Origin of the sequence: Arthrobacter pullicola (assembly GCF_014836875.1) — a bacterium.
Taxonomy (GTDB): Bacteria; Actinomycetota; Actinomycetes; order Actinomycetales; family Micrococcaceae; genus Arthrobacter_B; species Arthrobacter_B pullicola.
The window spans coordinates 1-25113 of the sequence record NZ_JACSQC010000005.1; the positions used below are offsets into that span (position 1 = coordinate 1).

23 protein-coding genes and 1 tRNA gene are annotated in these 25113 nt (G+C 65.0%); 13 read left to right on the forward strand and 11 right to left on the reverse strand.

The window, feature by feature from the left end:
* The 3 genes from aceE to H9638_RS11195 form a co-directional block, all read left to right on the forward strand.
* A partial coding sequence (gene aceE / locus H9638_RS11185; RefSeq protein ID WP_191747321.1) for a pyruvate dehydrogenase (acetyl-transferring), homodimeric type occupies nucleotides 1-1902 on the forward strand: 1902 nt, incomplete at its 5' end.
* Between the two features lie 632 nt (nucleotides 1903-2534).
* Nucleotides 2535-3443 carry a factor-independent urate hydroxylase gene (gene pucL / locus H9638_RS11190; RefSeq protein WP_191747323.1) on the forward strand — a complete coding sequence of 303 codons (909 nt, stop codon included), beginning with the start codon at nucleotides 2535-2537 and terminating at the stop codon, nucleotides 3441-3443.
* 221 nt (nucleotides 3444-3664) lie between these two features.
* The gene (locus tag H9638_RS11195; RefSeq protein ID WP_191747864.1) at nucleotides 3665-5182 is read left to right on the forward strand and encodes a nucleobase:cation symporter-2 family protein; all 1518 of its coding nucleotides are present in this window, start codon (nucleotides 3665-3667) and stop codon (nucleotides 5180-5182) included.
* 101 nt (nucleotides 5183-5283) lie between these two features.
* Here H9638_RS11195 and H9638_RS11200 read toward each other — a convergent pair whose 3' ends face one another.
* Nucleotides 5284-6039, reverse strand: a complete 756-nt coding sequence (locus tag H9638_RS11200; protein ID WP_191747326.1) for an IclR family transcriptional regulator — start codon at nucleotides 6037-6039, stop codon at nucleotides 5284-5286.
* A 215-nt stretch (nucleotides 6040-6254) separates the two neighbouring features.
* Here H9638_RS11200 and H9638_RS11205 point away from each other — a divergent pair, with 215 nt between their 5' ends.
* The 9 genes from H9638_RS11205 to H9638_RS11245 all read left to right on the forward strand — a co-directional run bounded on the left by H9638_RS11205 (nucleotide 6255) and on the right by H9638_RS11245 (nucleotide 15635).
* Nucleotides 6255-7667, forward strand: a complete 1413-nt coding sequence (locus H9638_RS11205) for an NAD(P)-dependent malic enzyme (RefSeq protein WP_191747329.1) — start codon at nucleotides 6255-6257, stop codon at nucleotides 7665-7667.
* A gap of 3 nt (nucleotides 7668-7670) precedes the next feature.
* Complete coding sequence (locus H9638_RS11210; RefSeq protein ID WP_191747331.1) at nucleotides 7671-8945, forward strand: DUF6986 family protein; 1275 nt, start codon at nucleotides 7671-7673, stop codon at nucleotides 8943-8945.
* A 13-nt stretch (nucleotides 8946-8958) separates the two neighbouring features.
* Nucleotides 8959-9771: a bifunctional allantoicase/(S)-ureidoglycine aminohydrolase gene (locus H9638_RS11215; RefSeq protein ID WP_191747333.1), complete on the forward strand. Its 813-nt coding sequence runs from the start codon at nucleotides 8959-8961 to the stop codon at nucleotides 9769-9771.
* Between the two features lie 187 nt (nucleotides 9772-9958).
* The gene (locus tag H9638_RS11220; protein ID WP_191747335.1) at nucleotides 9959-10759 is read left to right on the forward strand and encodes a hydroxypyruvate isomerase family protein; all 801 of its coding nucleotides are present in this window, start codon (nucleotides 9959-9961) and stop codon (nucleotides 10757-10759) included.
* 43 nt (nucleotides 10760-10802) lie between these two features.
* Nucleotides 10803-11681: a 2-hydroxy-3-oxopropionate reductase gene (locus H9638_RS11225; protein ID WP_191747337.1), complete on the forward strand. Its 879-nt coding sequence runs from the start codon at nucleotides 10803-10805 to the stop codon at nucleotides 11679-11681.
* 87 nt (nucleotides 11682-11768) lie between these two features.
* Complete coding sequence (gene gcl, locus H9638_RS11230) at nucleotides 11769-13547, forward strand: glyoxylate carboligase (RefSeq protein WP_191747339.1); 1779 nt, start codon at nucleotides 11769-11771, stop codon at nucleotides 13545-13547.
* Between the two features lie 70 nt (nucleotides 13548-13617).
* The gene (locus tag H9638_RS11235; protein ID WP_191747341.1) at nucleotides 13618-14802 is read left to right on the forward strand and encodes a glycerate kinase; all 1185 of its coding nucleotides are present in this window, start codon (nucleotides 13618-13620) and stop codon (nucleotides 14800-14802) included.
* A 46-nt stretch (nucleotides 14803-14848) separates the two neighbouring features.
* Nucleotides 14849-15346, forward strand: coding sequence for a thioredoxin-dependent thiol peroxidase (bcp, locus tag H9638_RS11240; RefSeq protein ID WP_191747343.1), 498 nt, complete (start codon nucleotides 14849-14851; stop codon nucleotides 15344-15346).
* Between the two features lie 10 nt (nucleotides 15347-15356).
* Nucleotides 15357-15635, forward strand: coding sequence for a putative quinol monooxygenase (locus H9638_RS11245; protein ID WP_191747345.1), 279 nt, complete (start codon nucleotides 15357-15359; stop codon nucleotides 15633-15635).
* A 45-nt stretch (nucleotides 15636-15680) separates the two neighbouring features.
* On the opposite strand, the gene amt is transcribed toward H9638_RS11245, so the two are convergent.
* The 6 genes from amt to H9638_RS11275 form a co-directional block, all read right to left on the reverse strand.
* Complete coding sequence (gene amt, locus H9638_RS11250; RefSeq protein WP_318241857.1) at nucleotides 15681-17267, reverse strand: ammonium transporter; 1587 nt, start codon at nucleotides 17265-17267, stop codon at nucleotides 15681-15683.
* A gap of 344 nt (nucleotides 17268-17611) precedes the next feature.
* Nucleotides 17612-18838, reverse strand: coding sequence for a formaldehyde dehydrogenase, glutathione-independent (gene fdhA, locus H9638_RS11255; RefSeq protein WP_191747346.1), 1227 nt, complete (start codon nucleotides 18836-18838; stop codon nucleotides 17612-17614).
* Nucleotides 18839-19370: 532 nt separating this feature from the next.
* Nucleotides 19371-19769 carry a thioredoxin gene (gene trxA, locus H9638_RS11260; protein WP_066296175.1) on the reverse strand — a complete coding sequence of 133 codons (399 nt, stop codon included), beginning with the start codon at nucleotides 19767-19769 and terminating at the stop codon, nucleotides 19371-19373.
* Between the two features lie 66 nt (nucleotides 19770-19835).
* Entirely contained in the window at nucleotides 19836-20282 is a 447-nt protein-coding gene (locus H9638_RS11265; protein WP_191747347.1) for a MarR family winged helix-turn-helix transcriptional regulator, read from the reverse strand.
* Nucleotides 20283-20442: 160 nt separating this feature from the next.
* A tRNA-Tyr gene (locus H9638_RS11270) sits at nucleotides 20443-20524 on the reverse strand.
* Between the two features lie 92 nt (nucleotides 20525-20616).
* Nucleotides 20617-20997 (reverse strand): hypothetical protein, encoded by a 381-nt coding sequence (locus H9638_RS11275; protein ID WP_191747348.1) that lies wholly within the window; start codon nucleotides 20995-20997, stop codon nucleotides 20617-20619.
* A gap of 136 nt (nucleotides 20998-21133) precedes the next feature.
* Here H9638_RS11275 and H9638_RS11280 point away from each other — a divergent pair, with 136 nt between their 5' ends.
* On the forward strand, nucleotides 21134-21625 hold the full coding sequence (locus H9638_RS11280) for a YajQ family cyclic di-GMP-binding protein (protein ID WP_191747349.1): 492 nt from the start codon (nucleotides 21134-21136) through the stop codon (nucleotides 21623-21625).
* A gap of 84 nt (nucleotides 21626-21709) precedes the next feature.
* Here H9638_RS11280 and H9638_RS11285 read toward each other — a convergent pair whose 3' ends face one another.
* From H9638_RS11285 to H9638_RS11300, 4 genes are all read right to left on the reverse strand, one after another.
* Entirely contained in the window at nucleotides 21710-22393 is a 684-nt protein-coding gene (locus tag H9638_RS11285; RefSeq protein ID WP_191747350.1) for a histidine phosphatase family protein, read from the reverse strand.
* A 32-nt stretch (nucleotides 22394-22425) separates the two neighbouring features.
* Nucleotides 22426-23298, reverse strand: a complete 873-nt coding sequence (htpX, locus tag H9638_RS11290; protein WP_191747351.1) for a zinc metalloprotease HtpX — start codon at nucleotides 23296-23298, stop codon at nucleotides 22426-22428.
* A 148-nt stretch (nucleotides 23299-23446) separates the two neighbouring features.
* Nucleotides 23447-24718, reverse strand: coding sequence for an MFS transporter (locus H9638_RS11295; protein ID WP_191747352.1), 1272 nt, complete (start codon nucleotides 24716-24718; stop codon nucleotides 23447-23449).
* An 81-nt stretch (nucleotides 24719-24799) separates the two neighbouring features.
* The gene (locus tag H9638_RS11300) at nucleotides 24800-24997 is read right to left on the reverse strand and encodes a hypothetical protein (RefSeq protein ID WP_225217343.1); all 198 of its coding nucleotides are present in this window, start codon (nucleotides 24995-24997) and stop codon (nucleotides 24800-24802) included.
* Between the last annotated feature and the right edge of the window lie 116 nt (nucleotides 24998-25113).

Sequence of the window (25113 nt, forward strand, 5' to 3'; positions counted from 1 at the left end):
CCGGTGCGCGGCAACGGCAAGATCATGCAGGAACTCGAAGCGTTCTTCCGCGGTGCCGGCTGGAACGTGATCAAGGTTGTCTGGGGCCGGGAGTGGGATTCCCTGCTGGAGAAGGACAACGACGGCGCGCTGGTGGACATCATGAACTCCACCCTCGACGGCGATTACCAGACGTACAAGGCCGAGTCCGGCGGGTTCGTGCGGGAGCACTTCTTCGGCAAGACCCCGCAGACCAAGGACATGGTCGCTGACCTTTCCGACCAGGACATTTGGAACCTCAAGCGCGGCGGGCATGATTACCGCAAGGTTTACGCCGCGTACAAGGCTGCCACTGAGTTCAAGGGCAAGCCCACGGTGATCCTGGCGCACACGGTCAAGGGCTACGGCCTGGGCACGCATTTCGAGGGCCGGAACGCGACGCACCAGATGAAGAAGCTGACCTTGGCGGATCTCAAGGCGTTCCGTGACCACCTGCGGATCCCGATTACGGATGAGCAGCTCGAAGCCGATCCGTACGCCCCGCCGTACTTCCACCCCGGTGCTGATTCGCCGGAGATCAAGTACCTGCTCGAGCGCCGCCGCGAGCTCGGCGGCAACGTTCCGGAGCGCCGCGAGAAGCACGCCCCGGTGAAACTGCCCTCGGCAGACTCCTACGCCGTCGCCAAGAAGGGTTCCGGCAAGCAGATGGCGGCCACCACCATGGCCTTCGTCCGGCTGCTCAAGGACCTCATGCGGGACAAGGACTTCGGTGACCGGCTGGTCCCCATCGTGCCGGACGAATCGCGCACCTTCGGCATGGATGCCTTCTTCCCGAGCGCGAAGATCTACAACCCTGACGGCCAGAACTATCTCTCCGTTGACCGCGACCTGATGCTGGCCTACAAGGAATCTCCCGCCGGAAAGCTGATCCACCCCGGAATCAACGAGGCTGGTGCCGTGGCGGCGTTCACCGCTGCCGGCACCTCCTACGCCACCCACGGCGAGCCGCTGGTTCCGGTCTACGTGTTCTACTCGATGTTCGGCTTCCAGCGCACGGGCGACTCCTTCTGGGCGGCTGCCGACCAGCTGACCCGGGGATTTGTCATCGGGGCCACCGCCGGCCGCACCACCCTGACCGGTGAAGGCCTGCAGCATGCGGACGGGCATTCCCCGATCCTGGCCTCCACCAACCCCGCGGTGAAGACCTACGACCCGGCCTACGGCTACGAGATCGGGCACATCATGCGCCACGGCCTCGAGGAGATGTATGGCGAGGGATCCGCGGACCGGAACCTGATGTACTACCTAACGGTCTACAACGAACCCATTATCCAGCCGGCCGAGCCGGAGAACCTGGACGTGGACGGACTGCTCCGGGGGATTTACCGGGTATCCGAATCGCCGGCAGAGGGGCCAAAGTGCCAGCTTCTGGCGTCCGGTGTCTCCGTTCCCTGGGCACTGGAAGCCCAGAAGCTGCTCGCTGAGGACTGGGGAGTTTCGGCAGACGTCTGGTCGGTGACGTCCTGGACCGAGCTGCGCCGCGACGGCCTGGCCGCCGAGGAAGAAGCCTTCCTGAACCCGGATGCCCAGCCGCGCGTGCCGTTCGTGACGCAGCAGCTTGCCGGCGCTGAAGGCCCCGTCATAGCCGTCACCGACTACATGAAGGCCGTTCCGGACCAGATCCGGCAGTTCGTGCCGAACGAGTTCGCCACGCTTGGGGCCGATGGGTTCGGCTTTTCGGATACCCGTGCCGCAGCCCGCCGATACTTCAAGAACGACACCCACTCCATGGTGGTCCGCGCCCTGCAGCTGCTCGCCGTCCGCGGATCGGTGGGATCCGATGTCCCCGCGTACGCTATGGACCGCTACAAACTCCTGGACGTAAATGCCGGGACCACCGGCGGTGCCGGCGGGGACGCGTAAACCCGAAAGGCCCTTGGTCTCCGCCGCCTCTGATTCCAGTGGCGGCGGAGACTAAGGGCTCTCCGTCGTATTACTCTCCGTCGTAATGACTGCAGGAACTACTTGGCCTCGTTTCGGCGGCCGAAAGGGCGCCACTTCAGCCAGTGGAAACGCTCACTCTTCCGCCTGGCCGGCAGGAAAAAGTCCGGATCAGCGCCCCCTCCTGCCGGGAAGTAAAACTCCTGTGCCGCCACGGACTTCCGTTCCAGCGGTTTCACTGTCTTCTCCGTTTCAGGGGACATCTTGACTCACTTCCTTCCATAAAGTGGAAAAAGATTCTTGTTATACGAAAAACAGTAATCCCCGTGACTTCGGGCGGTCAAGAGGTGCCAGCCCCTGGGATCGATTCCGGAAGACTGGCCAGAAAAACCTGCAGGGGGATTTACGTTGCAAGGTGCCTCGGGTACTGTGAAGGCTACTTCGTGACCCAGGTCACGTAACCTGGGAGCAGCAGGCAGGGTTGTAATGAGCTGACATCACCCGATGTCGGCTCATTTTTTATGAGCCGATCCAAACAGTGTGTAGCTAAAGCGCTTCACACTCATTTTCAGTATGAAAACTTATTTCCATATAGCGGAAGTTTGGAGAAGGTCATGAGCAGCAAAATCATCTTGGGAGACAACCAGTTCGGCAAGGCCGAAGTGCGGGTCGTCAAGATTTCGAGGGATACCGCCCGGCACGAAATCGAAGACCTGAACGTGACCTCCCAGCTGCGGGGGGATTTTTCCGCAGCTCATCTGGAGGGCGACAACGCCCACGTCGTGCCCACCGACACGCAGAAGAACACCATCTATGCCTTCGCCCGTGAGGGCATTGGCGCCCCGGAATCACTGCTCCTGCGCCTGGGTGACCACTTCACCTCCAGCTTCGACTGGGTCACCGGCGGCCGGTGGGAAGCGGAAGCGTACAGCTGGGACCGGATCCAGGCCCATGGAACGGGGCACGACCACTCCTTCGTGCGCAACGGCCAGGAGGTCCGTACCGCGGTCCTGGTCCGCGACGGCGAGACCAACCACCTCATCGCCGGACTGCGGGACCTCACCGTCCTGAAGTCGACGGAATCGGGCTTCACCGGTTATCCGAAGGACCGGTACACCACCCTGCAGGAAACCACCGACCGCATCCTCGCCACGGACATCGCCGCCCGCTGGCGCTTCAAGACCGGAACGGATTTCAGCAAGGTCGATTTCAATAAGAGCTACAACGACGTCCGGGCGCTGCTGTTGGAGGGTTTCACCGAGAAATACTCCCACGCCCTGCAGCAGACCCTGTTCGACATGGGAACCAAGGTCCTCGAGGCGCACTCCGACATCGACGAGATCAAGTTCTCCATGCCCAACAAGCACCACTTCCTGGTGGACCTCTCCCCGTTCGGCCTGGATAACCCCAACGAGGTTTTCTTCGCTGCGGACCGCCCCTACGGGCTGATCGAAGCCACCGTCAAGCGCGAAGACGCTGCCGGCGCGGAAAACGCATGGTCCGGCATCGCTGGATTCTGCTGACGCCGGACACCCGCCAGGCAGCTCAAGCCATTCCACGGCAGTAAAAGCAGTACAGGCAGTACACGCAATAAACAGTGCCGGAGGGCACAGTCACTCCGCACCCACTCCGGAAGGGTGCACCGCCGGCAACGGCGGTGCACCCTGCAGCCTCATTTTGTTAGCCAGACCACTTCAGAAGAGACGAAGACGTCTGCCATGAACCAAGGAAGTCTGCTATGACCATGAAAATCCGCCGCAACGGCGAAACGCTGCAGCGCCGCAGCCATCAGCACTCCAGCCGTCCTGAAGACGAACGGCTCCCCCTCGGAAATACCTTCGCCTACGGCCTCCAGCATGTCCTCACCATGTACGGCGGGATTATCGCCGTTCCGCTCATCATCGGCCAGGCCGCGGGGCTCTCCTCCGCTGACATTGGAATCCTGATCGCTGCCGCGCTCTTTATGGGCGGACTGGCAACCCTGCTGCAGACGCTCGGCCTCCCCTTCTTCGGCTCGCAGCTGCCCCTGGTACAAGGGGTATCCTTCGCCAGCGTGGCCACCATGGTCGCCATTGTGTCCGGCGGTGGCGGCCTCCCGGCCGTCTTCGGCGCCGTGATCGTCTCCGCCGCGATCGGTCTCCTGATCGCACCGGTGTTCTCCCGGATCGTCCGGTTCTTCCCGCCGGTGGTCACCGGAACTGTCATCACCACCATCGGGCTGACACTTATGCCCGTCGCCGCAAACTGGGCCATGGGTGGGAACAAGACGGCCGAAGACTACGGAAGCGTGTCCAACATCGGCCTCGCCGCCGTCACTCTTGTCCTGGTCCTGCTGCTCAGCAAGGTCGGCAGCGCCACGATCTCCCGGCTGTCCATCCTGCTGGCGATGGTGATCGGCACCCTCATTGCCGTCGCCGCCGGTGTCGCAGACTTCTCCAAGGTCGGTGAGGGCCCGATTGTGGCTTTTCCGACGCCGTTCCACCTGGGAGCGCCTACGTTTGAAATCGCCGCCATTATCTCGATGCTGATCGTGGTCCTGGTGATCCTCACCGAAACCATGGCGGACATCCTGGCTGTCGGCGAGATCGTGGAGACCAAGACGGACTCCAAGCGGATCGCCGCAGGGCTGCGGGCGGACATGGCCTCCAGCCTGGTGGCCCCGGTTTTTGGTTCCTTCACCCAGAGCGCCTTCGCCCAGAACGTGGGGCTGGTGGCAGTCACCAAAATCAAGAGCCGCTACGTGGTGGCTGCCGGCGGCGTCATCCTGGTCCTGCTGGGACTGCTGCCCATCATGGGCCGCCTCATCGCCGCCGTCCCCACCGCTGTACTGGGCGGGGCCGGAATCGTCCTGTTCGGAACGGTCGCAGCCAGCGGAATCCGCACCCTGGCCAAGGTCGAGTACAAGAACAACATGAACCTGATCATCGTGGCCACCTCCATCGGGTTCGGCATGCTCCCGATTGCCGCACCGACCTTCTACGATGCCTTCCCTGCCTGGTTCGGCACGATCTTCCACTCCGGCATCAGCTCATCGGCGCTCATGGCGATCGCCCTGAATCTGCTCTTCAACCACCTCAAGGCAGGGAACTCGGAAAACTCCTCGGTCTTCGCTGCCGGCACCGGCAGGGTCATCCGCGAGGAGGACCTGCGGTGCCTGGCCGAAGGAGACCGCTATGAGAACGGCCAGCTGATCGACTGCAACGGCAACGTCGTCCCTGTCGATCCGGAGGCACCCAAACCAGCCGGGACCGCCGGGACGTAAGTCCGTCCCGCGAAAACTGCCCACGAACCAGTTGAGGCCCTGACCGTATCGATCAGGGCCTCAACTCCACTGCACCGCCTCCGCGGCTCAGTGCCTGGTGCTCAGTGCTGGTTCAGTTCCGCGGAAATGGCCTGCGCAGCCTCCCGCAGCAGGGGAACGGCCCGCTTGGCGAAGGCTTCGTCAACGCGGGAGACCGGACCGGACACGGAAATCGCGGCAGGAGTCGGGGCGCCGGGGATTGCCATCGCGAAACACCGGACACCGATCTCCTGTTCCTCCTCATCAACGGAGTAACCGCGTTCGCGGATCAGATTCAGATCCGCGAGCAGTGACTCGACATCGCCGATGCTCTTCGGGGTCGGGGTGGGCAGGCCCTTGCGCGCAGCGATCCCGCGCACTGTGTCGTCGTCGAGCTCGGCCAGGATGGCCTTGCCCATTCCGGTTGCATGCATGTACCCGCGCCGGCCCACCTCGGTGAACATCCGCATGGAGTGCAGCGAGGGGACCTGGGCCACGTAGAGGACCATGTCGGAGTCCAGGACTGCCATGTTGGCGGTCTCCCCCAGCTGGTCCACCAGGGACTTCAGCTGGGGCCGGGCCAGGGCGCCGAGCTGTTTGTTCGCTCCTTCGCCCAGCCGGATCAGGCGGGGCCCCAGGGCGTAGCGGCGGTTCGGCAGCTGCCGGATGTAGCCAAGCGTGACCAGGGTGCGCAGCAGCCGGTGGATCGTGGGGAGGGGCAGGTCAGTGGAGGCTGAAAGTTCGCTGAGGGTTACGTCTCCCCCGGCATCGGTGATGAGCTCCAGCAGCTCGAATACGCGTTCAACAGACTGCACGCCGCCCGGGGCTTTTTCGCCCATAACGCAGAACTCCTACCAGTTAAGTTTTTCGACGCTTATCCACATCGTGAAATTACTCTATCGAGCTTCCCTGCGTAGCGCAGGTTTCCTGTGAACTTACTTCCCAAGTGGGTTGTATTTCCACAGAGTAGATAATAATGTCCATAATACGAAATAACCCAGAGATCCCGAGCAGACCAAGCCCTCATCGAGGGCTCACACATGGAGGAATCCCAATGGCAAATCCCGGCCCCGGCAACTCGATCACCCTGCGGGTGGAGGCACCCTCCGGCTTCACCGCCACCAGCGAACTGGCGGCTGCCGCTGCTGCCGCCGGCGCTGCCGTCACCGCCCTGGACGTCACCGAGTCCCGCCACGAAACCATCGTCGTCGACGTCACGTGCGACACCACCGGCGATGAGCACGCCCGCCAGGTGGAGGACGCCCTCAACCGCCTGGAAGGTGTCACCGTCCGCAACGTTTCGGACCGGACGTTCCTGATGCACCTCGGCGGCAAGCTCCAGGTAACACCGAAGGTCACACTGAACAACCGCGATGATCTTTCCCGTGCCTACACGCCCGGCGTTGCCCGGGTCTGCCTGGCCATCGCGGAAAATCCCGACGCCGCCCGCAACCTGACCATAAAGCGCAACACCATCGCCGTCGTCACCGATGGGTCCGCCGTCCTGGGCCTGGGCAACATCGGGCCGGCCGCGGCACTGCCGGTCATGGAAGGCAAGGCCGCCCTGTTCAAGCAGTTCGCCAATGTGGACGCCTGGCCGGTGTGCCTGGATACGCAGGACACCGAGGAGATCATCCGGATCGTCAAGGCGCTGGCACCCGTTTACGGCGGTGTGAACCTGGAGGACATCGCGGCGCCGCGCTGCTTCGAAATCGAAAACCGGCTCCGCGAGGAACTGGACATTCCCGTCTTCCATGACGATCAGCACGGAACCGCCATCGTCACGCTGGCCGCCCTGGTCAATGCGCTGCGGGTGGTTGGCAAGGAGCTCTCCGAAGTCCGGATTGTCGTCTCCGGCGTCGGCGCGGCGGGATCAGCCATCATTGCGCTGCTCAAAGCCCAGGGTGCACAGCACATCATTGCCGCGGGCCGCTCAGGGGCCATTCACTCCGGCGTCAGCTACGACGACGATCACCGGGCCTGGATCGCCGCGAACACCAATGAGGAAGGGTTCTCCGGCACCCTGCACGAGGCCCTGACCGGCGCAGACGTCTTCATTGGCGTGAGCGCACCCCACGTCATCGGCGAAGAGCAGGTCGCCGCCATGGCGGACAAGGCCATCGTTTTCGCCATGGCCAACCCCACCCCGGAGATCGACCCCGCCGTCGCCGCCCGGCACGCCGCCGTCGTCGCCACCGGACGCAGCGACTTCCCGAACCAGATCAATAATGTCCTGGCCTTCCCCGGATTCTTCCGCGGCCTGCTGGACGCCGGAGTTTCCGACATCACTCCGGAGATGCTGGTGGCCGCCGCCCAGGCGATCGCCGACCGGGTGGCCGATGACGAGCTCAACGCCAGCTACATCATTCCGAGCGTTTTCGACCCCCACGTCGCAGCCGACGTCGCCGCCGCCGTCGCCGGTGCAGCCCACTCTGCCCGCACCGCCGCTGAAGAACTGGTCGGCTGAGGCATGGCAAAACACCTCGCTTCCCTGACCCCCCAGGACCTAGACCGGATCAATGCGTCCCTCGAGGGCACGGACCGCTTCCTGGAACAGAACTACCCGGGCGACGACGGCACCCGCCAGCCGATCCACACCGTCTACGTACCCGCGGACCGGTTCACGCCGTCGTTCGCTGCTGACTGGGGAGCCCAGGCCGCGGCCGCGGTGGAAGACCGCGGCGGCCTGGAACGGCTCGGTGGACTGCTGGGCCTGGAACCGGAACTCGGAACCGCCGTGGCCTCCCGGGTTGCCCGGAAACTGGCCGAGGAGCCCATCGAGGACCTCCGCCTGGACTTCGAGGACGGCTACGGCGACCGCGGCGACGATGCCGAGGACGAGGACACGGTCGCGGCCGCCACGGCGGTGGCCGCAGCGGTGCAGGCCGGGACGGCACCGCCCTTCATCGGCATCCGGTTCAAGTGCTTCGAAGCACCCACCCGCGCCCGCGGGCTGCGGACCCTCGATCTGTTCGTTTCCACCCTGGCCCGCGCCGGGGAGCTCCCGGCCGGGCTGGTCCTCACGCTGCCCAAGGTCACCACTGTGGACCAGGTCAAGGCCATGGAAGACGCCGTCTCCCGCCTGGAGAAAATTCATTCCCTGCCCTCGGGCCGGCTGAAGTTCGAGGTCCAGGTGGAAACACCGCAGCTGATCCTCGGTGCGGACGGCACCTCGCCGGTCGCCCAGCTCCCGCACGCTGTCCCGGGGCGGATCAGTGCGCTGCACTACGGCACGTATGACTACTCGGCCTCGCTGCAGGTCGCCGCGGAATACCAGTCGATGGAACATCCCGTGGCGGACCTCGCCAAGGAGATCATGCAGCTGGCAGTGGCCGGCACGGGCATCCGGCTCTCCGATGGATCCACGAACGTTATCCCCGTCGGCGACAACACGGAGAACGCCTGGAAACTGCACGGCAGGCTGGTGCGCAGGTCACTGGAACGGGGTTACTACCAGGGCTGGGACCTGCACGCAGCCCAGCTGCCGAGCCGGTTCACTGCCACTTATGCCTTCTACCGCGAGGGCCTGCCCGCGGCCGCACTCCGCCTGCGCAACTACGTTGAGCAGACCGGAAGCGGTGTGATGGATGAACCTGCCACGGCACGTGCCCTGGCCGGATTCATTCTCCGGGGCGTCCAGTGCGGTGCCGTGAGCGCCGAAGAAGTCCTGTCCCAGGCCGGCGTCGGGCTGTCCCAGCTCACCACGCTGGCCCATCCACGGCTTGCCAGCCCGGCCGTCAATTAAGAGGAGCACCTTGATGAGCAATTATTTCTACCCGCAGGGCGGCCTGCCGCCCCAGACCCAGCTCCTGACCGACCGCGCCGTGGTCAAGGAGGCCTACACCGTCATCCCCAAGGGTGTGCTGCGCGACATTGTCACCTCCAACCTCCCGGGATGGGAGAACACCCGGTCCTGGATCCTCGCCCGTCCCATCGCCGGCTTCGCCACCACCTTCAGCCAGCTCATCGTTGAGGTGGGCCCCGGCGGAGGGTCGGACAAGCCGGAACCCGAAGCCGGCGTGGAGGGCGTTGTTTTCCTCACCCAGGGCCGGCTGACGCTGGTGCTCGACGGCGAGACCCACGAGCTGGAAGCAGGCGGCTACGCCTATCTCGCGGCCGGAGCAGACTGGAGCCTGCACAACTCCTCAGATGAAATCGCCAGCTTCCAGTGGATCCGCAAGGCCTACGAGCCCCTGGAAGGTTTCACCGCGAAGTCCTTCGTGACCAGTGACCAGGCGGTGGAACCCACCGCTATGCCGGGCACCGACGGTGCCTGGGCCACCACCCGCTTCGCGGACCCCAACGACCTGGCCCATGACATGCACGTCAATATCGTCACGTTCCGACCCGGTGCCTCCATACCGTTCGCTGAAACCCACGTGATGGAGCACGGCCTCTTTGTCCTGGAGGGGAAGGCCGTCTACCGCCTCAACGACGACTGGGTCGAGGTGGAGGCCGGGGACTTTATGTGGCTGCGTGCCTTCTGCCCGCAGGCCTGTTACGCGGGTGGCCCGGGGAACTTCCGCTACCTGCTCTACAAGGACGTCAACCGGCAGATCCGCCTGACCTAACCGCTCTGTGCCTTACTTCTGCACCCCGGCCGCCGCGGCCGGGGTGCAGCTGTTTTAAGCACCGGTGCAGGGGTTGACTCCACCGCCGCTCCATCCTAGGCTTTTCACATAGCAAGATATTGTTTCCATAATATGAAAACTATGAAATAGACACCGGGGGTACGCCCCTCCCTCCTGAAGGAACCCAATGACGTATTCCGTGAACTGCTCAATCCTTCTGACCGAACTGCCGCTGCTCGAACGCCCCGCCGCCGCCAAGGCCGCAGGTTTCGACGCCGTCGAGTTCTGGTGGCCCTTCGACACCTCGGTGCCCGCCGACTCCCAGGTCACGGAGTTCGAGAACGCCATCACCGACGCCGGCGTCCAGCTCACGGGCCTGAACTTCAACGCCGGCGACATGCCTGCCGGAGACCGCGGACTGGTGTCCTGGAAGGGCCGCTGCTCCGAATTCAAGGACAACATCGACGTCGTCGCGGGCATCGGCGAGCGCCTGGGCTGCACCTCCTTCAACGCGCTCTACGGCAACCGCCAGGAGGAATTCACTCCGGAGGAGCAGGACACGCTGGCCGTGAAGAACCTGGCCGCGGCTGCACAGGGCGTCGCCCGCATTGGCGGCACGGTCCTGTTGGAGCCGGTCAGCGGCGCCGCCCGCTATCCGCTCCTGACGGCAGCGGACGCGCTTGCGGTCATCGCCCGGGTCAAGGAGGAAACCGGCGCGGAGAACATCAAGCTTCTCGCGGACTTCTACCACCTGGCGGTCAACGGCGACGATGTTGCCGCCGTCATCGAAAACCACGCCAAGGACTTCGGGCACATCCAGATCGCGGACAGCCCCGGCCGCGGCGCTCCCGGAACCGGCGCGCTGCCCCTCGGCGAATGGATCGCCCGCAGCCGCGAACTCGGCTACACCGGCCCGATCGGCCTGGAGTACAAGGAGCCGGCACAGACCGCCTTCAGCTGGACCATCCGCCAGCCGGTCTCCAACTAACCCCTGCCTTCCGGCACCCACACACTTCAGCAAAGGAAACCTCATGAGCAACGTTGCAGTCATCGGACTCGGAATCATGGGCCTGCCCATGGCCATCAACCTCGTCAAGGCCGGTCACTCGGTCACCGGGTTCAACCGCAGCCAGGACAAGATCGACAAGCTCGTCGCCGAAGGCGGCAAGGGCGCCGGCAGTATTGCCGAGGCCGTGAAGGACGCCGACGTCGTCATCACCATGGTGCCGGACTCCCCCGACGTCGAGGGTGTTGTTTCCGGGCCGGACGGCGTTTTCGCCAACGCCAAGCAGGGCACCCTGTGGATCGATGCCAGCAGCATCCGCCCGGACGTCGCCAAGCGGCTTGCCGATGAGGCAAAGGCCGCGGGTATCCGGGCGCTCGACGCACCGGTCTCCGGCGGCGAGCAGGGTGCAATTGATGCGGCCCTGTCCATCATGGTCGGCGGAGAAGCCGCTGACTTCGAAGCCGCCCAGGACGTGCTGAACGCGGTCGGGAAAACCATCGTCCATGTGGGCCCGGCCGGCTCCGGCCAGACCGTCAAGGCTGCCAACCAGCTGATCGTCGCCGTCAACATCGAGGTCCTCGGCGAAGCCATCGCCTTCCTGGAGGCCTATGGCGTGGACACCGACGCCGCCCTCAAGGTCCTCGGCGGCGGTCTCGCCGGTTCCAAGGTCCTGGACCAGAAGGGACAGAAAATGCTGGACCGCAACTTCGAACCCGGTTTCCGGCTCGCCCTGCACCACAAGGACCTGGGCATCGTGACCTCCGCCGCCCGCGAGGCCAACGTCGCACTGCCGCTCGGCGCAATCGCCGCCCAGCTCGTGGCCGCCACGGTCAACCAGGGCGACGGCGGCCTGGACCACTCCGGCCTGTTCAAGCAGACCCTCAAGCTCAGCGGCCGCGAATAATCCCCGGCGTCCCCGCCCTCCCACCGGCTGCCCCGGGCCTTCCTGCCCGGCACACCAGCACCCAAGCAGACTTTCAAGGAGAACAGCATGACTAAGATGCGCACCGTAGACGCGGCTGTCGCCATCCTGGCCAAGGAGGGTGCCACCGAGGCGTTCGGCCTGCCAGGGGCAGCCATCAACCCCTTCTATGCCGCCATGCGGGAACACGGCGGCATCCGCCACACCCTGGCGCGCCATGTGGAAGGCGCCTCCCATATGGCGGACGGCTATTCCCGCGCACAGGACGGCAACATCGGCATCTGCATCGGCACCTCCGGCCCGGCCGGCACCGATATGATCACCGGACTCTACGCCGCCTGGGCGGATTCCATCCCGATGCTCTGCATCACCGGCCAGGCACCCGTGGCCAAGCTGCACAAGGAAGACTTCCAGGCCGTGGACATCGAATCCATCGCCAAGCCCGTCACCAAGATGGCCATGACCGTCCTGGAACCGGGCCAGGTGCCGGGCGCTTTCCAGAAGGCCTTCGCGCTGATGCGCTCCGGCCGGCCCGGGCCGGTGCTGCTGGATCTGCCGTTCGACGTGCAGATGGCGGAAATCGAGTTCGACATTGATGCCTATGAGCCGCTGCCCGTCGAGAAGCCGAAGGCTTCCCGCACCCAGCTGGAGAAGGCCCTGAACCTGCTCACCGCGTCGAGCCGGCCGCTGATCGTGGCCGGGGGCGGCGTCATCAATGCCCGGGCCTCCGAGCAGCTGGTGGAACTCGCGGAGCTGCTCAACATCCCGGTGATTCCGACCCTGATGGGCTGGGGCTCCATTCCGGATGACCATCCCCTGATGGCCGGCATGGTGGGGCTGCAGACGTCGCACCGCTACGGCAATGAGACCCTGCTGGCCTCAGACTTTGTGATCGGCATCGGCAACCGCTGGGCCAACCGCCACACCGGCGGCCTCGAGAAGTACACTGCCGGGCGCACCTTCGTGCACGTTGACATTGAGCCCACCCAGATTGGCCGGGTTTTCTCTCCGGACCTGGGCATTACCTCGGATGCCGGCGCTGCCCTGGACGGGCTGCTGGAGCTGGCCCGGGAACGGCAGCGGGACGGGAAGCTGCCGGATTACACGTCCTGGGTCGCCGAATGCGCGCAGCGCAAGGGCTCACTGCAGCGCAAGACGCACTTCGAGAACGTCCCCATCAAACCCCAGCGCGTCTACCAGGAAATGAACCGGTCCTTCGGCCGGGACACCACCTACGTGACAACCATCGGGCTCTCCCAGATCGCCGGCGCCCAGATGCTGCACGTCTACGGACCGCGCCGCTGGATCAACGCCGGACAGGCCGGCCCGCTTGGCTGGACCGGTCCGGCTGCCCTCGGCGTGGTCCGGGGGAAGCCGGACGAGACAGTGGTCGCCCTCTCCGGCGACTACGACTTCCAGTTCATGATCGAGGAGCTGGCGGTCGGAGCGCAGTTCAACCTGCCGTACATCCACGTGGTGGTGAACAACTCCTATCTGGGGCTGATCCGGCAGGCCCAGCGCGGGTTCAAGATGGAGCAGAACGTGTCCCTGGCGTTTGAGAACATCAACTCGCCGGAAACGGATGGCTACGGAGTGGACCACCTCAAGGTCGCCGAGGGTCTGGGCTGCAAGGCTATCCGGGTGAAGAACCCGGACGATCTGCCGGCAGCGTTCGAGAAGGCGAAGGCGCTGATGGGTGAGTTCCGGGTTCCGGTGGTGGTGGAAGTGATCCTCGAGAAGGTCACCAACATCTCCATGGGCACCGAGCTGGACAACGTGAACGAGTTCGAGGATCTGGCCGAACGCTCCCAGGACGCCCCGACTGCGATCGTGGCACTGCTGGACTAGCAGCTCCCGTCCCGGGGCGGCCCTGCGGGGCTGCCCCGGGACACCTGACTTTTTGAAAGGAAGTACCGGCATGCGCGTGGTCATAGCACCGGACAAGTTCAAGGGTTCGCTGACCGCTCCGGACGTGGTCGCGCACCTGGCCGCCGGCCTCCGCTCAGTGCCGCTGCCGGTGGGACAAACCTGGGAAATCGACGGCATTCCCGTTGCCGACGGCGGTGAAGGCACCTTGGATGCCGCCGTCGCGACCGGCTTTACCCGCCGCAGCGCCCTGGTCAGCGGGCCGACCGGGGAACCCCTGACCGCGGAGTTCGCGGTCCGCGGCGGAGAAGCAGTCATTGAGATGGCCACCGCTTCCGGGCTCGCCGTCCTTCCCGGGGGCGTCAAGGACGCACTGCGGTCCAGTTCCCGGGGAACCGGAGAGCTGATCCGGGCCGCCCTGGACTCCGGCTGCACCCGGATCATTCTTGGCGTCGGAGGCAGTGCCAACACCGATGGCGGGGCGGGGATCCTGCAGGGACTCGGTGCCCGTCTGCTGGACGCGGACGGCCGGGAACTCCCCGGCGGCGGAGCAGCCCTGGCCCGGCTCGCAGGCATCGACTCCTCTGCCTTGGACCCCCGGGTGCGGGAAGCACGCTTTGTCCTGGCCAGCGACGTGGACAATCCGCTGTTGGGACCGGACGGCGCCGCGGTGGTTTTTGGTCCGCAGAAGGGCGCTTGCGCGGAAGACGTCCAACTGCTCGATGCCGCCCTGGCGAACTTCGTGCAGGTTCTCGGTTCCCACTTCGGACCGCGGGCCCTGGATGCCGCCAACGCTCCCGGGGCAGGAGCCGCCGGGGGAGTCGGCTACGCGGCACTCGCGGTCCTCGCCGCTGACCGGAGGCCAGGCATCGACGTCGTCCTGGAATTCACCGGACTGGCAGACCGGTTGTCCGGTGCGGACCTGGTTATTACCGGCGAAGGCAGCCTCGATGAGCAGAGCCTGCTCGGCAAGACCCCCCTGGGGGTTGCCCGGGCAGCTGCCGCGGCGGGCGTGCCGGCCATCGCGGTCTGCGGACGCAGCACCCTGCTCGATCAGCAGCTCCGGGCGGCCGGATTCGACCGCGCCTATGCCCTGACCGATCTGGAACCCGACACGGATAAATGCATGGCCGGCGCCGGACCGCTCCTGGAACAGGTGGGGTCCGCCATCGCCGGACAGCTTATTGGCGGACCTTTTACGGGTGGATCCCGGCCGGAACCAGCCAAAACCCGCTGACAGCACCGTTCCCGAACTACCTACCGACCCCAACCAAAGGATCCTCATGGCCACGACACAGTCCCAGTCCCCGCTCCGCCTCTCCCCCGGCAGCGAAGCCCCCGGTTTCACACTGCCTGACGCCGCCGGCAGGCAGGTGTCCCTTGCCGATTACCGGGGCAGGAACGTCATCGTCTATTTCTATCCCAAGGCCGCGACGCCGGGGTGCACCACTGAAGCGTGCGACTTCCGCGACAACCTGGCCTCGCTGCAGGGTGCCGGCTACGAGGTCCTGGGCATCTCCCCCGACCCGCTGCAGGCTCTGGCTGACTTTGCTGAAGACCTCAGCCTCACCTTCCCGCTTCTTTCGGACGAGGACCATTCCGTTGCCCGTGCCTACGGGGCCTGGGGACCCAAGGTCATCAACGGACAGGAACTCGTGGGCGTGCTGCGCTCCACTGTTGTTATCGATGCCGAGGGCCGCGTCGCCCTTGCCCAGTACCAGGTCGACGCTGCAGGTCATGTAGCTGCCCTGCGTGAGGAACTGGCAGCCAAGGGCATCTAAAGTTGTCCCTATGACTGCACCTGTTGACCTGACCGCCGTTTTCATCCCCAATCCCGGAGAGTTCTTCCGCGTGAAGCTGGCTCTGGAAATCGCGATTGAACAAGTTCTTTCCGAGCCCGGCTGCCTTCGCTACGAAATCACTGAAGAATCCGAGGACCGGATTGTCCTGACCGAACAGTGGGCCTCCGAGGAGGACCTCGCCCGCCATGCCAAGGGTGCTGCCAAGCAGGACCTGGATGAATCCCTGAGTGCACTGCTCGCTGAGCCGGTTGCCCTCACGCGCGGCTAGCTTGACCCTCCCCGGAAGGCGGGAAACCCTTCCGGGGAGATGCCGCTACGGGCTGATCTCCAGCCGGTGGATGGAGTCAGGTTCCGCACCAAACCGGCGGAGCACCGCGGCCACCGCTTCCTCATGCTCGTCGTCCACGGCTGCGTAGACCCGCAGCCGGTCCTCGAAGTCCAGCTTCCGCACATCGGAACGGAACACCTCTGTGCGGACCCGACCGGTGTAAACCGTCGTCTCCATCAGTTCCAGTGAGCGGGCGCCCGCCATGAGCAGGGCATCGCGCAGACCATCGATCCGGTCGGTGTTCACAATTGCGCTGACCAGGTGCCGCGGCGGCGGAACCGCCCCGGCGGGCTGGCGTCCCGGCCCCGCACCCCGGCCGCTGGTCGTGGGACGGGCCGTAATCCCGCCCAGCGAATACCCAGCCTGCCCCTGCTGCACCCGGTCCAGCGAATCCTGCTCCGGACCGGGTTCGCGCAGTCCGATGGCCCGGCTGATCAGCGCCGCGATGAGCCAGCTGACCACGAAGGAAAACAGGACCACGCACACGATCGCCACGATCTGATGCCAAAGAAGATACCCGCCCCCGCCGGCGAACAATCCATCGTCGCTGACCGGGTTGACCGCACTGTCGGCAAAGAAACCGAGCAAAAAGGACCCGGTCACCCCGCCCACAAAGTGCACGGCAATGACGTCCAGCGCATCGTCATAGTGCAGCAGGTGCTTGAGCCGAACGGCGAAGCAGCACACACACCCGGCGATCAGCCCGATGATCAGTGCCGACCCCGTGTTGACGAATCCTGCACAGGGCGTGATGGTGGCCAGCCCGGCGACCGCCCCGGACACGGCACCGACCAGGGTGGAGTACCCGCTGGTCAACCGTTCCACGAGCAGCCATGTCAGCATCGCCGCTCCGCCGGCAACATGTGTGTTCACCAGCGCCTGCGCGGCTATGGCGTTCGCCTGCAGCCCGTCCCCGGCGTTGAATCCGAACCAGCCGAACCACAGGATTCCCGCTCCCACCAGCATCAGCGGCAGATTGTTGGGCGAGGTCTTCAGCTGCGGCCAGCCGCGGCGCCGGCCCACCACAAGCAGGACGGCGACGGCGGCAGCCCCCGCGGACGCATGCACCACCATGCCTCCGGCCCAGTCCTGGGCACCGAGCTGGACCAGCCAGCCTTTTGGATGCCAGAGCCAGCGGGCCACCTGCGGATACACCAGGATCGAAAAGGCCGTCAGGAACAGCGTCCAGCCCGCAAACCGCAGGCGTCCCGCCGTCGCGCCCGTGATCAGGGCCGGCGTGATGATCGCGAACATCATCTGATAGGCCACGAAGGCGAGCGCGGGAATGGTGACTCCGGCCGCCACAGTGTGGAACTGAGGTGTGTCCACGTTGATCAGCGCCCAGGCGTCGAACTCACCGAACACCGAGGTGCCCTTGTTGCTGAAGGCGAGTGTGTATCCCACCAGGACCCAGGTGAGCGTGATGACGCCGAGCGGGATGATGTTCTGCATCATCATGGTCAGCACGTTCCGCACCGGAACCATGCCGCCGTAGAAGAGCGCCAGCCCGGGTGTCATAAAGAGCACCAGGCCGGCGCAGACCAGAACCCACGCGGTATCCGCCGCGTTCACCGCGGGCCTCCCCTACCCCGGCCGGCCGGACTACGCACGGTGGAGTGCACTGCTTCCGTTCCGGTGTTATATCCGGAGACCGCTGCCTGAACTATTTTTGGGAAGTTCTTCGGAAGGCTACTGCCGCCTGCCAGGGGTGCGCGCATCTGGTCCCCGCTTCCAACTCGTACCGCATGAGTGGTGGGCCGCCGGATCCCATAGACCTGTCGGGGTATCCCGGCTAAACGAGTTTACGTGCGCGGCACCGGGCAATAGAAGGCAAAAGGACACAACCGGGGCACCGGAGGCCGACACGGTTCAGTGCCAGCCTCCGATGCCCCGATTTGCCCTGGCGACGGCTGCCGCTAGTTGGCGTTCGCGCCCGTCACCCCGTGCGGGTCGATCACGTACTTGCGGGCTGCACCTGAATCGAACTCCCGGTACGCTTCCGGTGCCGCGTCCAGGTTGATGGCAGTGGCGTTGACGGCCTTGGCGATCTGCACCTTGTCATTGAGGATGGCCATCATCAGGTCCCGGTTGTACTTCATGACCGGACACTGTCCGGTGGTGAAGGACAGGGACTTCGCCCAGCCGGTGCCAAGGCTCAGCGAGAGAGATCCGACCTTGGCTGCTTCGTCCACCCCACCGGGATCTCCCGTGACGTACAGGCCGGGGATACCCAGGGCACCGCCGGCCGCGGTGACGTCCATGAGCGAGTTGAGCACGGTAGCCGGAGCTTCCGTCCCCGAGCCGTGCCCATGGCCGCGGGCTTCGAAGCCCACAGCGTCCACACCGCAGTCCACCTCGGGAACCCCCAGGAGCTGCTCGATCTGGTCCTTGGGATCGCCCTTGGAGATGTCCACCGTCTCGCAGCCGAAGCTGCGGGCCTGCGCGAGCCGGTCCTCGTTGAGGTCGCCGACAATAACGACGGCGGCGCCGAGCAGCTGGGCCCCGGCCGCCGCTGCCAGTCCAACGGGACCGGCGCCGGCGATGTAAACCGTGGAACCGGTGCGTACACCGGCAGTGATGGCACCGTGATAGCCCGTGGGGAAAATGTCGGAGAGCATGGTCAGGTCCATGATCTTATCCATGGCCTGGTCCTTGTCCGGGAACTTCAGCAGGTTCCAGTCCGCGTACGGCACCAGCGCGTACTCGGCCTGTCCTCCGACCCATCCGCCCATGTCCACGTAGCCATAGGCGCTGCCGGGCCGGTCCGGATTCACGTTCAGGCAGACCCCGGTCTTGCGCTCCTTGCAGTTTTTGCACCGGCCGCAGGAAATGTTGAAGGGCACGGAGACCAGATCGCCGACCTTGATGAACTCCACCCCTGGCCCGGTCTCGACGACCTCCCCGGTGATCTCGTGGCCCAGAATCAGGTTAGGCGGCGCGGTGGTCCGGCCGCGGACCATGTGCTGGTCCGATCCGCAGATGTTGGTGGTTACTACTTTCAGGATGGCAGCGTGGGGAAGTTTCCGGCCCACGTTGGCCGGATTCACCCCCGGACCGTCCTTGAGTTCAAAAGTGGGATAGTCGATGTCCTGAACTTCCACGACGCCGGGTTCGATATATGCAATTGCTCGATTGCCGCTCATGTATCTTCCTCGCCTTGTTACCTGGGTCTTCATTGACTGGTTACGTCCGGGCAGGCAGCCGGAGGCCACCTGCTCCCCCGGGAGCTCAGAGCCTACAGCGGAAGCTGCACCACGGCTAGGAGTGAAAATTCCGGGCATCCCCGCCGCCCGGCGTTCCGTGGGGTTTTTGGGATCTGTTCCGTGGGCGGCGTTCCGTCGGGTTTTTCGTGGGATTTGTTCCAGGGGCGGTGTTCCGCTGTTGGCTACCGGCCGACACGACACGGGTTCCCACTCTTTGTCACCTGGTGTGGCTGGAGTGACCTCATCTGCCACAGGACACAACACAGAGTGGGAACGCGTGTCGGCCCACGCCCGATGTTCCCACCCAGAGTTACGGGAGTGACCGAAGATAACCCGCCAGCAACAGGAGCATCATTCAGCGGGAACGGCGGCCGTCGGAGCCGCCCAGATCGGACTGGCTTAACGCAAAAACGGGGAGCCCTCCAAAGTGGAGGGGCTCCCCGCCGTCAAAAGACCGGGTTGAGAGGCCTGGTTAGTTGACCTGACCATCCTGGCCGGCCGCAGCCTGGCCCTTTTCCTGGGCGGCGATCTGCTCGTGAACGGCCTTCATGTCCAGGCCCTTGACAGCCTCTACCAGTTCGCTGAACTGGTTGGCGTTGAGGGCGCCGGGCTGGGAGAAGACCAGGACCTTTTCGCGGAAGGCCATCAGCGTGGGGATCGAGGTGATTCCGGCGGCAGCGGCGAGGCCCTGCTCGGCTTCGGTGTCCACCTTCGCGAAGGTGATGTCCTCATGCTGCTGCGAGACGGCGTCGTAAACCGGTGCGAACTGCTTGCACGGACCGCACCAATCAGCCCAGAAGTCAACGAACACGATGTCGTTGTCTTCGATGGTCTCAGGGAACGTTGCCTCGGTGATGTCAATAGTTGCCATAGCTTCAACGCTATCGGTCCCCCGCGGGGATGTCTGCAATTGTTCGCTCAGCGGTGAAGCGCCTTGCTAGCCCACGGATGAAAAGCCCAGGCGGGTCACTTTTGCGATGACCGGCAGGGCCTGGCGCAGCTTATCCCGTTCCGATTCCGCCAGCTGGGCCAGCAGTCCGGCCATCAGGGAAGCGCGCCTGGCGGTTTCCACCAGCAGTTTTTGACCGCCGTCGGGGGTGAGGGTCACCCGGACTCCCCTGGAATCGTCCGGATCCTGGGTGCGCCGGACCAGTCCGGCATGTTCCAGCCGGATGATCTGCTCGGTGGCACTGGGTACCTTGACGCCGAGGTTGCGGGCAATGTCGCTGACCCGCATGCCGTCTCCCGAAACCATCCGCAGAGTGACCAGCTGGTTGCTGGTGAGGCCAAACTCGGTGTCCATGTGGCGCACAAGGAACACGGCTTCACGCAGTGCTTCGCGGAATTCTTCGGCCAGGGGATCCAGCGCCGTGTCCTCGTTCATGCTTAAGAAGACTAGACCGTCTAGCCAATTGCGGCGCCGGGACGTGCCCGGACGGGCAACTTTTCCGTCAACTTTTTAACCTGGACGGAATCAGCCCGCAGAAAGTTTCCGGACAGCGAAAAACCCGTCCCAGCCAGTGGCTGGAACGGGTTTTCTTCGGTGGCAGATGAGGGATTCGAACCCCCGTAGGCATTGCCAGCTGATTTACAGTCAGCCCCCTTTGGCCGCTCGGGTAATCTGCCGAAGGCCTTCTTGCGAAGACTTTGTCCGCGGTAACCGCGGGCAAGACAACTTTACAGAAAATTCTCCCCAGATACGAATCGGGCCTCCGGAGTCAGAGTCCGCGGGCAATCCGGGCGCTGATCTGGGCGTAAAAACGCTCCGCCTGATCGGCAGTGACACTGCCCCAGGCAACGGCGTTCGCAAGGTCCCGCCGCACCCCGGCCAGGCGCTCCTCACTGCCCGGAACCTGCACGGCACGCACGGCTGCAGCTGTGTCGGTGTGTGCTGCCGAGTCACCCTGGTTGCCGGCAGGAGCGGAAATGGCACCCGCCTGCAGGGTGCTGGCCTGGGCGGCTGACGCGCCAATTCCCGTGACGGAAACCGCGGCGAGGACGGAGGACGCCGCAGCGGTGCGGAAACGGACACCGTTGAACCAGGATGAAGTTGCAGGAGTTGGCACAGGCTGGGTGGGATCGGTGTTCTCCTTGTTCATGTCTTCACCTTTTCCCGGCCGAATGTGAGAGCGGTGCATGTCGGCTGGACGCGCGCTGTGAACGCAGGACTGCCCGCGGGCGCAGCCCACCTATTAGGCTGGTGGGCAGGAACAACCGAACTACCAAGGAGCCACCATGGCCAGTGAGTCGACATTCGACGTCGTCAGCAAGATCGACAAGCAGGAAGTCGCCAACGCCCTGAACCAGGCGCAGAAGGAAATCGCCCAGCGCTACGACTTCAAGGGCGTCGGCGCGGAGATCGATTTCAGCGGCGAGAAGATCCTGATGAAGGCCAACTCCGAAGACCGGGTCAAGGCCGTGCTGGACGTCTTCCAGTCCAAGCTCGTCAAGCGGGGCATTTCGCTGAAGTCCTTCGACGACGGCGAGCCGTACGCGTCCGGCAAGGAGTACCGGATCGAAGGCACCATGAAGGAAGGCATCGCCCAGGACCAGGCCAAGAAGATCAACAAGCTGATCCGCGACGAGGGCCCCAAGGGCGTCAAGTCCCAGATCCAGGGCGATGAGCTCCGCGTCAGCTCCAAGTCCCGCGATGACCTGCAGGCCACCATGGCACTGCTCAAGGGCGCGGACCTCGACGTCGACCTTCAGTTCATCAACTTCCGCTAGGCCTTCCACCGGAATAACGACGGCGGCGCTCCCCGATTGGTTTGAAGCCTCGGGAGCGCCGCCTTTGTTTGATTAGCGGGCGCGTTAGGGCGCCAGTTCGACGTCGTCCGCGGCGGGTCCGTCGGTGCCCGCATCCTGGAGCTCCGCACCGCCGACAGCCTGCCCCATCCAGGTCAGCAGCTCCCAGGAATGGCCGTGTGCCTCCGGCCGGGGACGGGATTCGAGCACCACGATGCCCGTATTGCTCAGGGCGTTGTGGATGATGAAGTCCGGTGCCACGTTGTGTGCCCGGGAGGTAGCCCAGGCCCGGATGATCGCCCCGTGGCTGAAAATAACCGGCACCTGGTGGCCGGAGCGGTGCAGTTCCGCCACCACCTCGTCGAAGCGGCCCAGGGTTTCTGCACCGTCCGGGCCGCCGGGCATGGAAACCGAGAGGTCCCCGTTCACCCAGGCATAAACGGTCTGCAGGTAGGAGCGGATGGACTCCGGGTCCCCGCGCATTTCCAGGTCTCCGGCGGAGATCTCCCGCAGCCCGTCCCGAACTTCAATCGGCTGGGCCAGTGCGTTCGCCAGTGGCTCCGCCGTGAGCTGCGTCCGGATGAGGTTGGACGCGTACACCGCGCTCACCTGCTCGTGTCCCAGTGCCTGCGGCAGCGCCGCCGCCTGGGCCAGTCCCAGTTCGGTGAGACCTGGGCCGGGTGCCTCCGTGTCCAGGAGCCGTTCAATGTTGGACGGCGTCTGGCCGTGCCGCACGAGGATCAAGCGCACCGGTTTACCTCCCCTACTTTGCTGCTTGCTGCTTAGGAACCCAGCGGGCGGCCGGCCATGTTCTCCAGCCGGCGGATCCGGTCCGCCATCGGCGGGTGGGTGGCCAGCAGGCCCCTCACGCCGTTGCGGAACGGGTTGGCAATCATCAGGTGGGAGGTGTTGACCAGTTTCTGGTCCGTGTTGGGCAGCGGAGCCTGCTGGGTTCCGGTCTCCAGCTTCCGCAGGGCCGAAGCCAGCGCCAGCGGGTCATCGGTCAGGGTCGCGCCGTCTTCATCGGCGTCGTACTCCCGGGTACGGCCGATCGCCGTCTGGATCAGCGTTGCGGCCAGCGGGGCCAGGATTGCCATGGCGATCATGGCCAGCGGGTTCTGGTTGCGGCGGTCGCCGCCGCCGAAGAGGAGCAGGAACTGGCCAAGCGAGGTAATCACGCCGGCAATCGCTGCGGCAACCGAGGAGGTGAGGATGTCCCGGTTGTAGACGTGCATGAGCTCGTGGCCCAGGACACCGCGCAGTTCCCGTTCATTCAGGAGCTGGAGGATGCCCTGCGTGCAGCAGACCGCAGCGTTCTTCGGGTTGCGTCCGGTGGCGAAGGCGTTGGGTGCCATCGTGGGCGAAATGTAGAGCCGCGGCATCGGCTGGTTGGCCTTCGCTGAAAGCTCGCGGACAATCCGGTACATTTCCGGTGCCTGCGCCTCGGTGACGGGTACGGCGTGCATGGCCCGGATGGCCAGCTTGTCGCTGTTCCAGTAGCTGTAGGCCGTGGTGGCGAGGCCGATAGCCAGGAAAATCCAGATAAACGACGAGTTGCCCGTGCCGCTGGAAAGCAGGCCGCCGATGACCAGCAGCACGGCGAAGAGCACCCCAAAAAGGGCTGCAGTCTTCAAACCGTTGAAATGTTGGTGCACGTGTACACGATCCTTCCTGGGCGGAAGGCCCCGCTGCCCCTCAGGCCAGCCGGTCCAAGACCTTCCGCGTTACGTTTCAGTACGTTTCTGTAGGGCTTTAACGCTCAAGCGTGCCACACTGTTCCGCGCCGCCACAGGGATGCCGTGCCTACGGAGCCGGGTTGCGGGCGTCGTAACGGGCGAACCCCGGCTGCACCTTGGCCAGGACGGCGACGGCGGCCACGCAGGCCAGTCCCCCGGCAACCGCTGCCCAGCCTTCACCCAGGAAAGAGGCGTCCAGGCCGGACACCAGGCCCCCCAGCCGCGGGCCACCGGCAACAACGACGACGAAAACGCCCTGCAGGCGTCCGCGCATGGCATCCGGGGTCGCGGATTGCAGGATGGTGGAGCGGAAGACGCCGCTGATCGAGTCGGCAACGCCGGCCACCCCCATCGCGAGCGCTGCCGGGAGCAGCCAGGGGGAGACGCCACCGCCGTCGTTCTCCCCAGCCATCACCACAACGGCACCGAACGCTGCCACGGAAAGTCCCCAGGCAACCACTGACCACATCACCGCCAGACCCTGCCGCCGGACCAGTCCCAGCGGCCCGGAAAAAAGCCCGGCAAGGAAGGACCCGGCAGCCACGGATGCGAGGAGGATGCCGACGGTTTCCGCACCGCCGCCGAGCATCAGCGCCCCGATCGCCGGCAGCAGGGCCCGCGGCTGGGCCAGCACCATCGCGGCCAGGTCCACAATGAACGTCATCCGGATGTTGGGGCGGGTACCCAGGAACGTAAAACCCTCCAAAACCGACTTCAGGCCGGCCTTCTGCACCTGCCCCTCCGGCGGCATGGGAGCAAGCCGGTACAGCGCCCACATGGCAGCGGTAAAGGTGACGACGTCGATCGTGTAGGTCCAGCCGTAGCCCACCTGCCCTACCAGCACGCCGGCGAGGAGCGGTCCGGCGGCCATGGCCAGCCCAAACGTGATCATGTTCAGCGCGTTGGCTGCCGGCAGAAGTTCCGGGCGGACCAGGCGCGGAATAATGGCGCTGCGGGCGGGATGGTTCAGGCCGGCGGCACCGGAGTTGACCGCTATCAGCGCGAACAGCAGCCACACGTTCCCCAGGCCGAGCCAGGCCTGCGCGGCGATGCCGATGGTGGTGGCCCACAGGATCACCGCGGAGAAGAGCGCCACCTTGCGCCGGTCGTAGGCGTCCACGACTGACCCGCCATACAGGCCGGCCAGGACCAGGGGCAGCAGTCCAACGACGCCGAGCATGCCGACGTAGAGGCTGGACTGGGTCAGGTCGTAGACTTCCAGGCTCACGGCGACCAGGGTCAGCTGGGTGCCCACGGCCGAAAGCGCCGTTCCCGTCCACAGCCGGCGGAATTCCGGGCTTTCGCGCAGCGGGGTCAGGTCAGCTAGCAGTCTTGGCACCAGAGCAGTCTAGGTGAGCTGGGGCCGCATCCCCGCCGGGTTACGTCCGGTGGAGCCGCCGGTATCCGGCGCGGCGCGTCTTTAGAGCCCGGAGGCGCCCCCGGCGTTGTCGCTGCCTTCCTTCGCCGTGGCCGGCCGCAGGCGCCGCAGCTCCGCGATACGCAACCGCAGGAAGATAATCGACAGCACCAGGGCCCACACCAGTAGAACGAACAGGGCCACAATTCCCAAGATGTAGAGAAGAAAGAAAAAAGCGCCGATTCCCTGCATTGCCATCATGTGTGTCCCCCGGTTGACGTGAATTCGTTTCTCGATGCTATCCCGGACCGTTCGAACGAAATACCAAGCATACTTACGGTAGCCTTGGGATCTGATCACCCACCGAAGGAGGCACC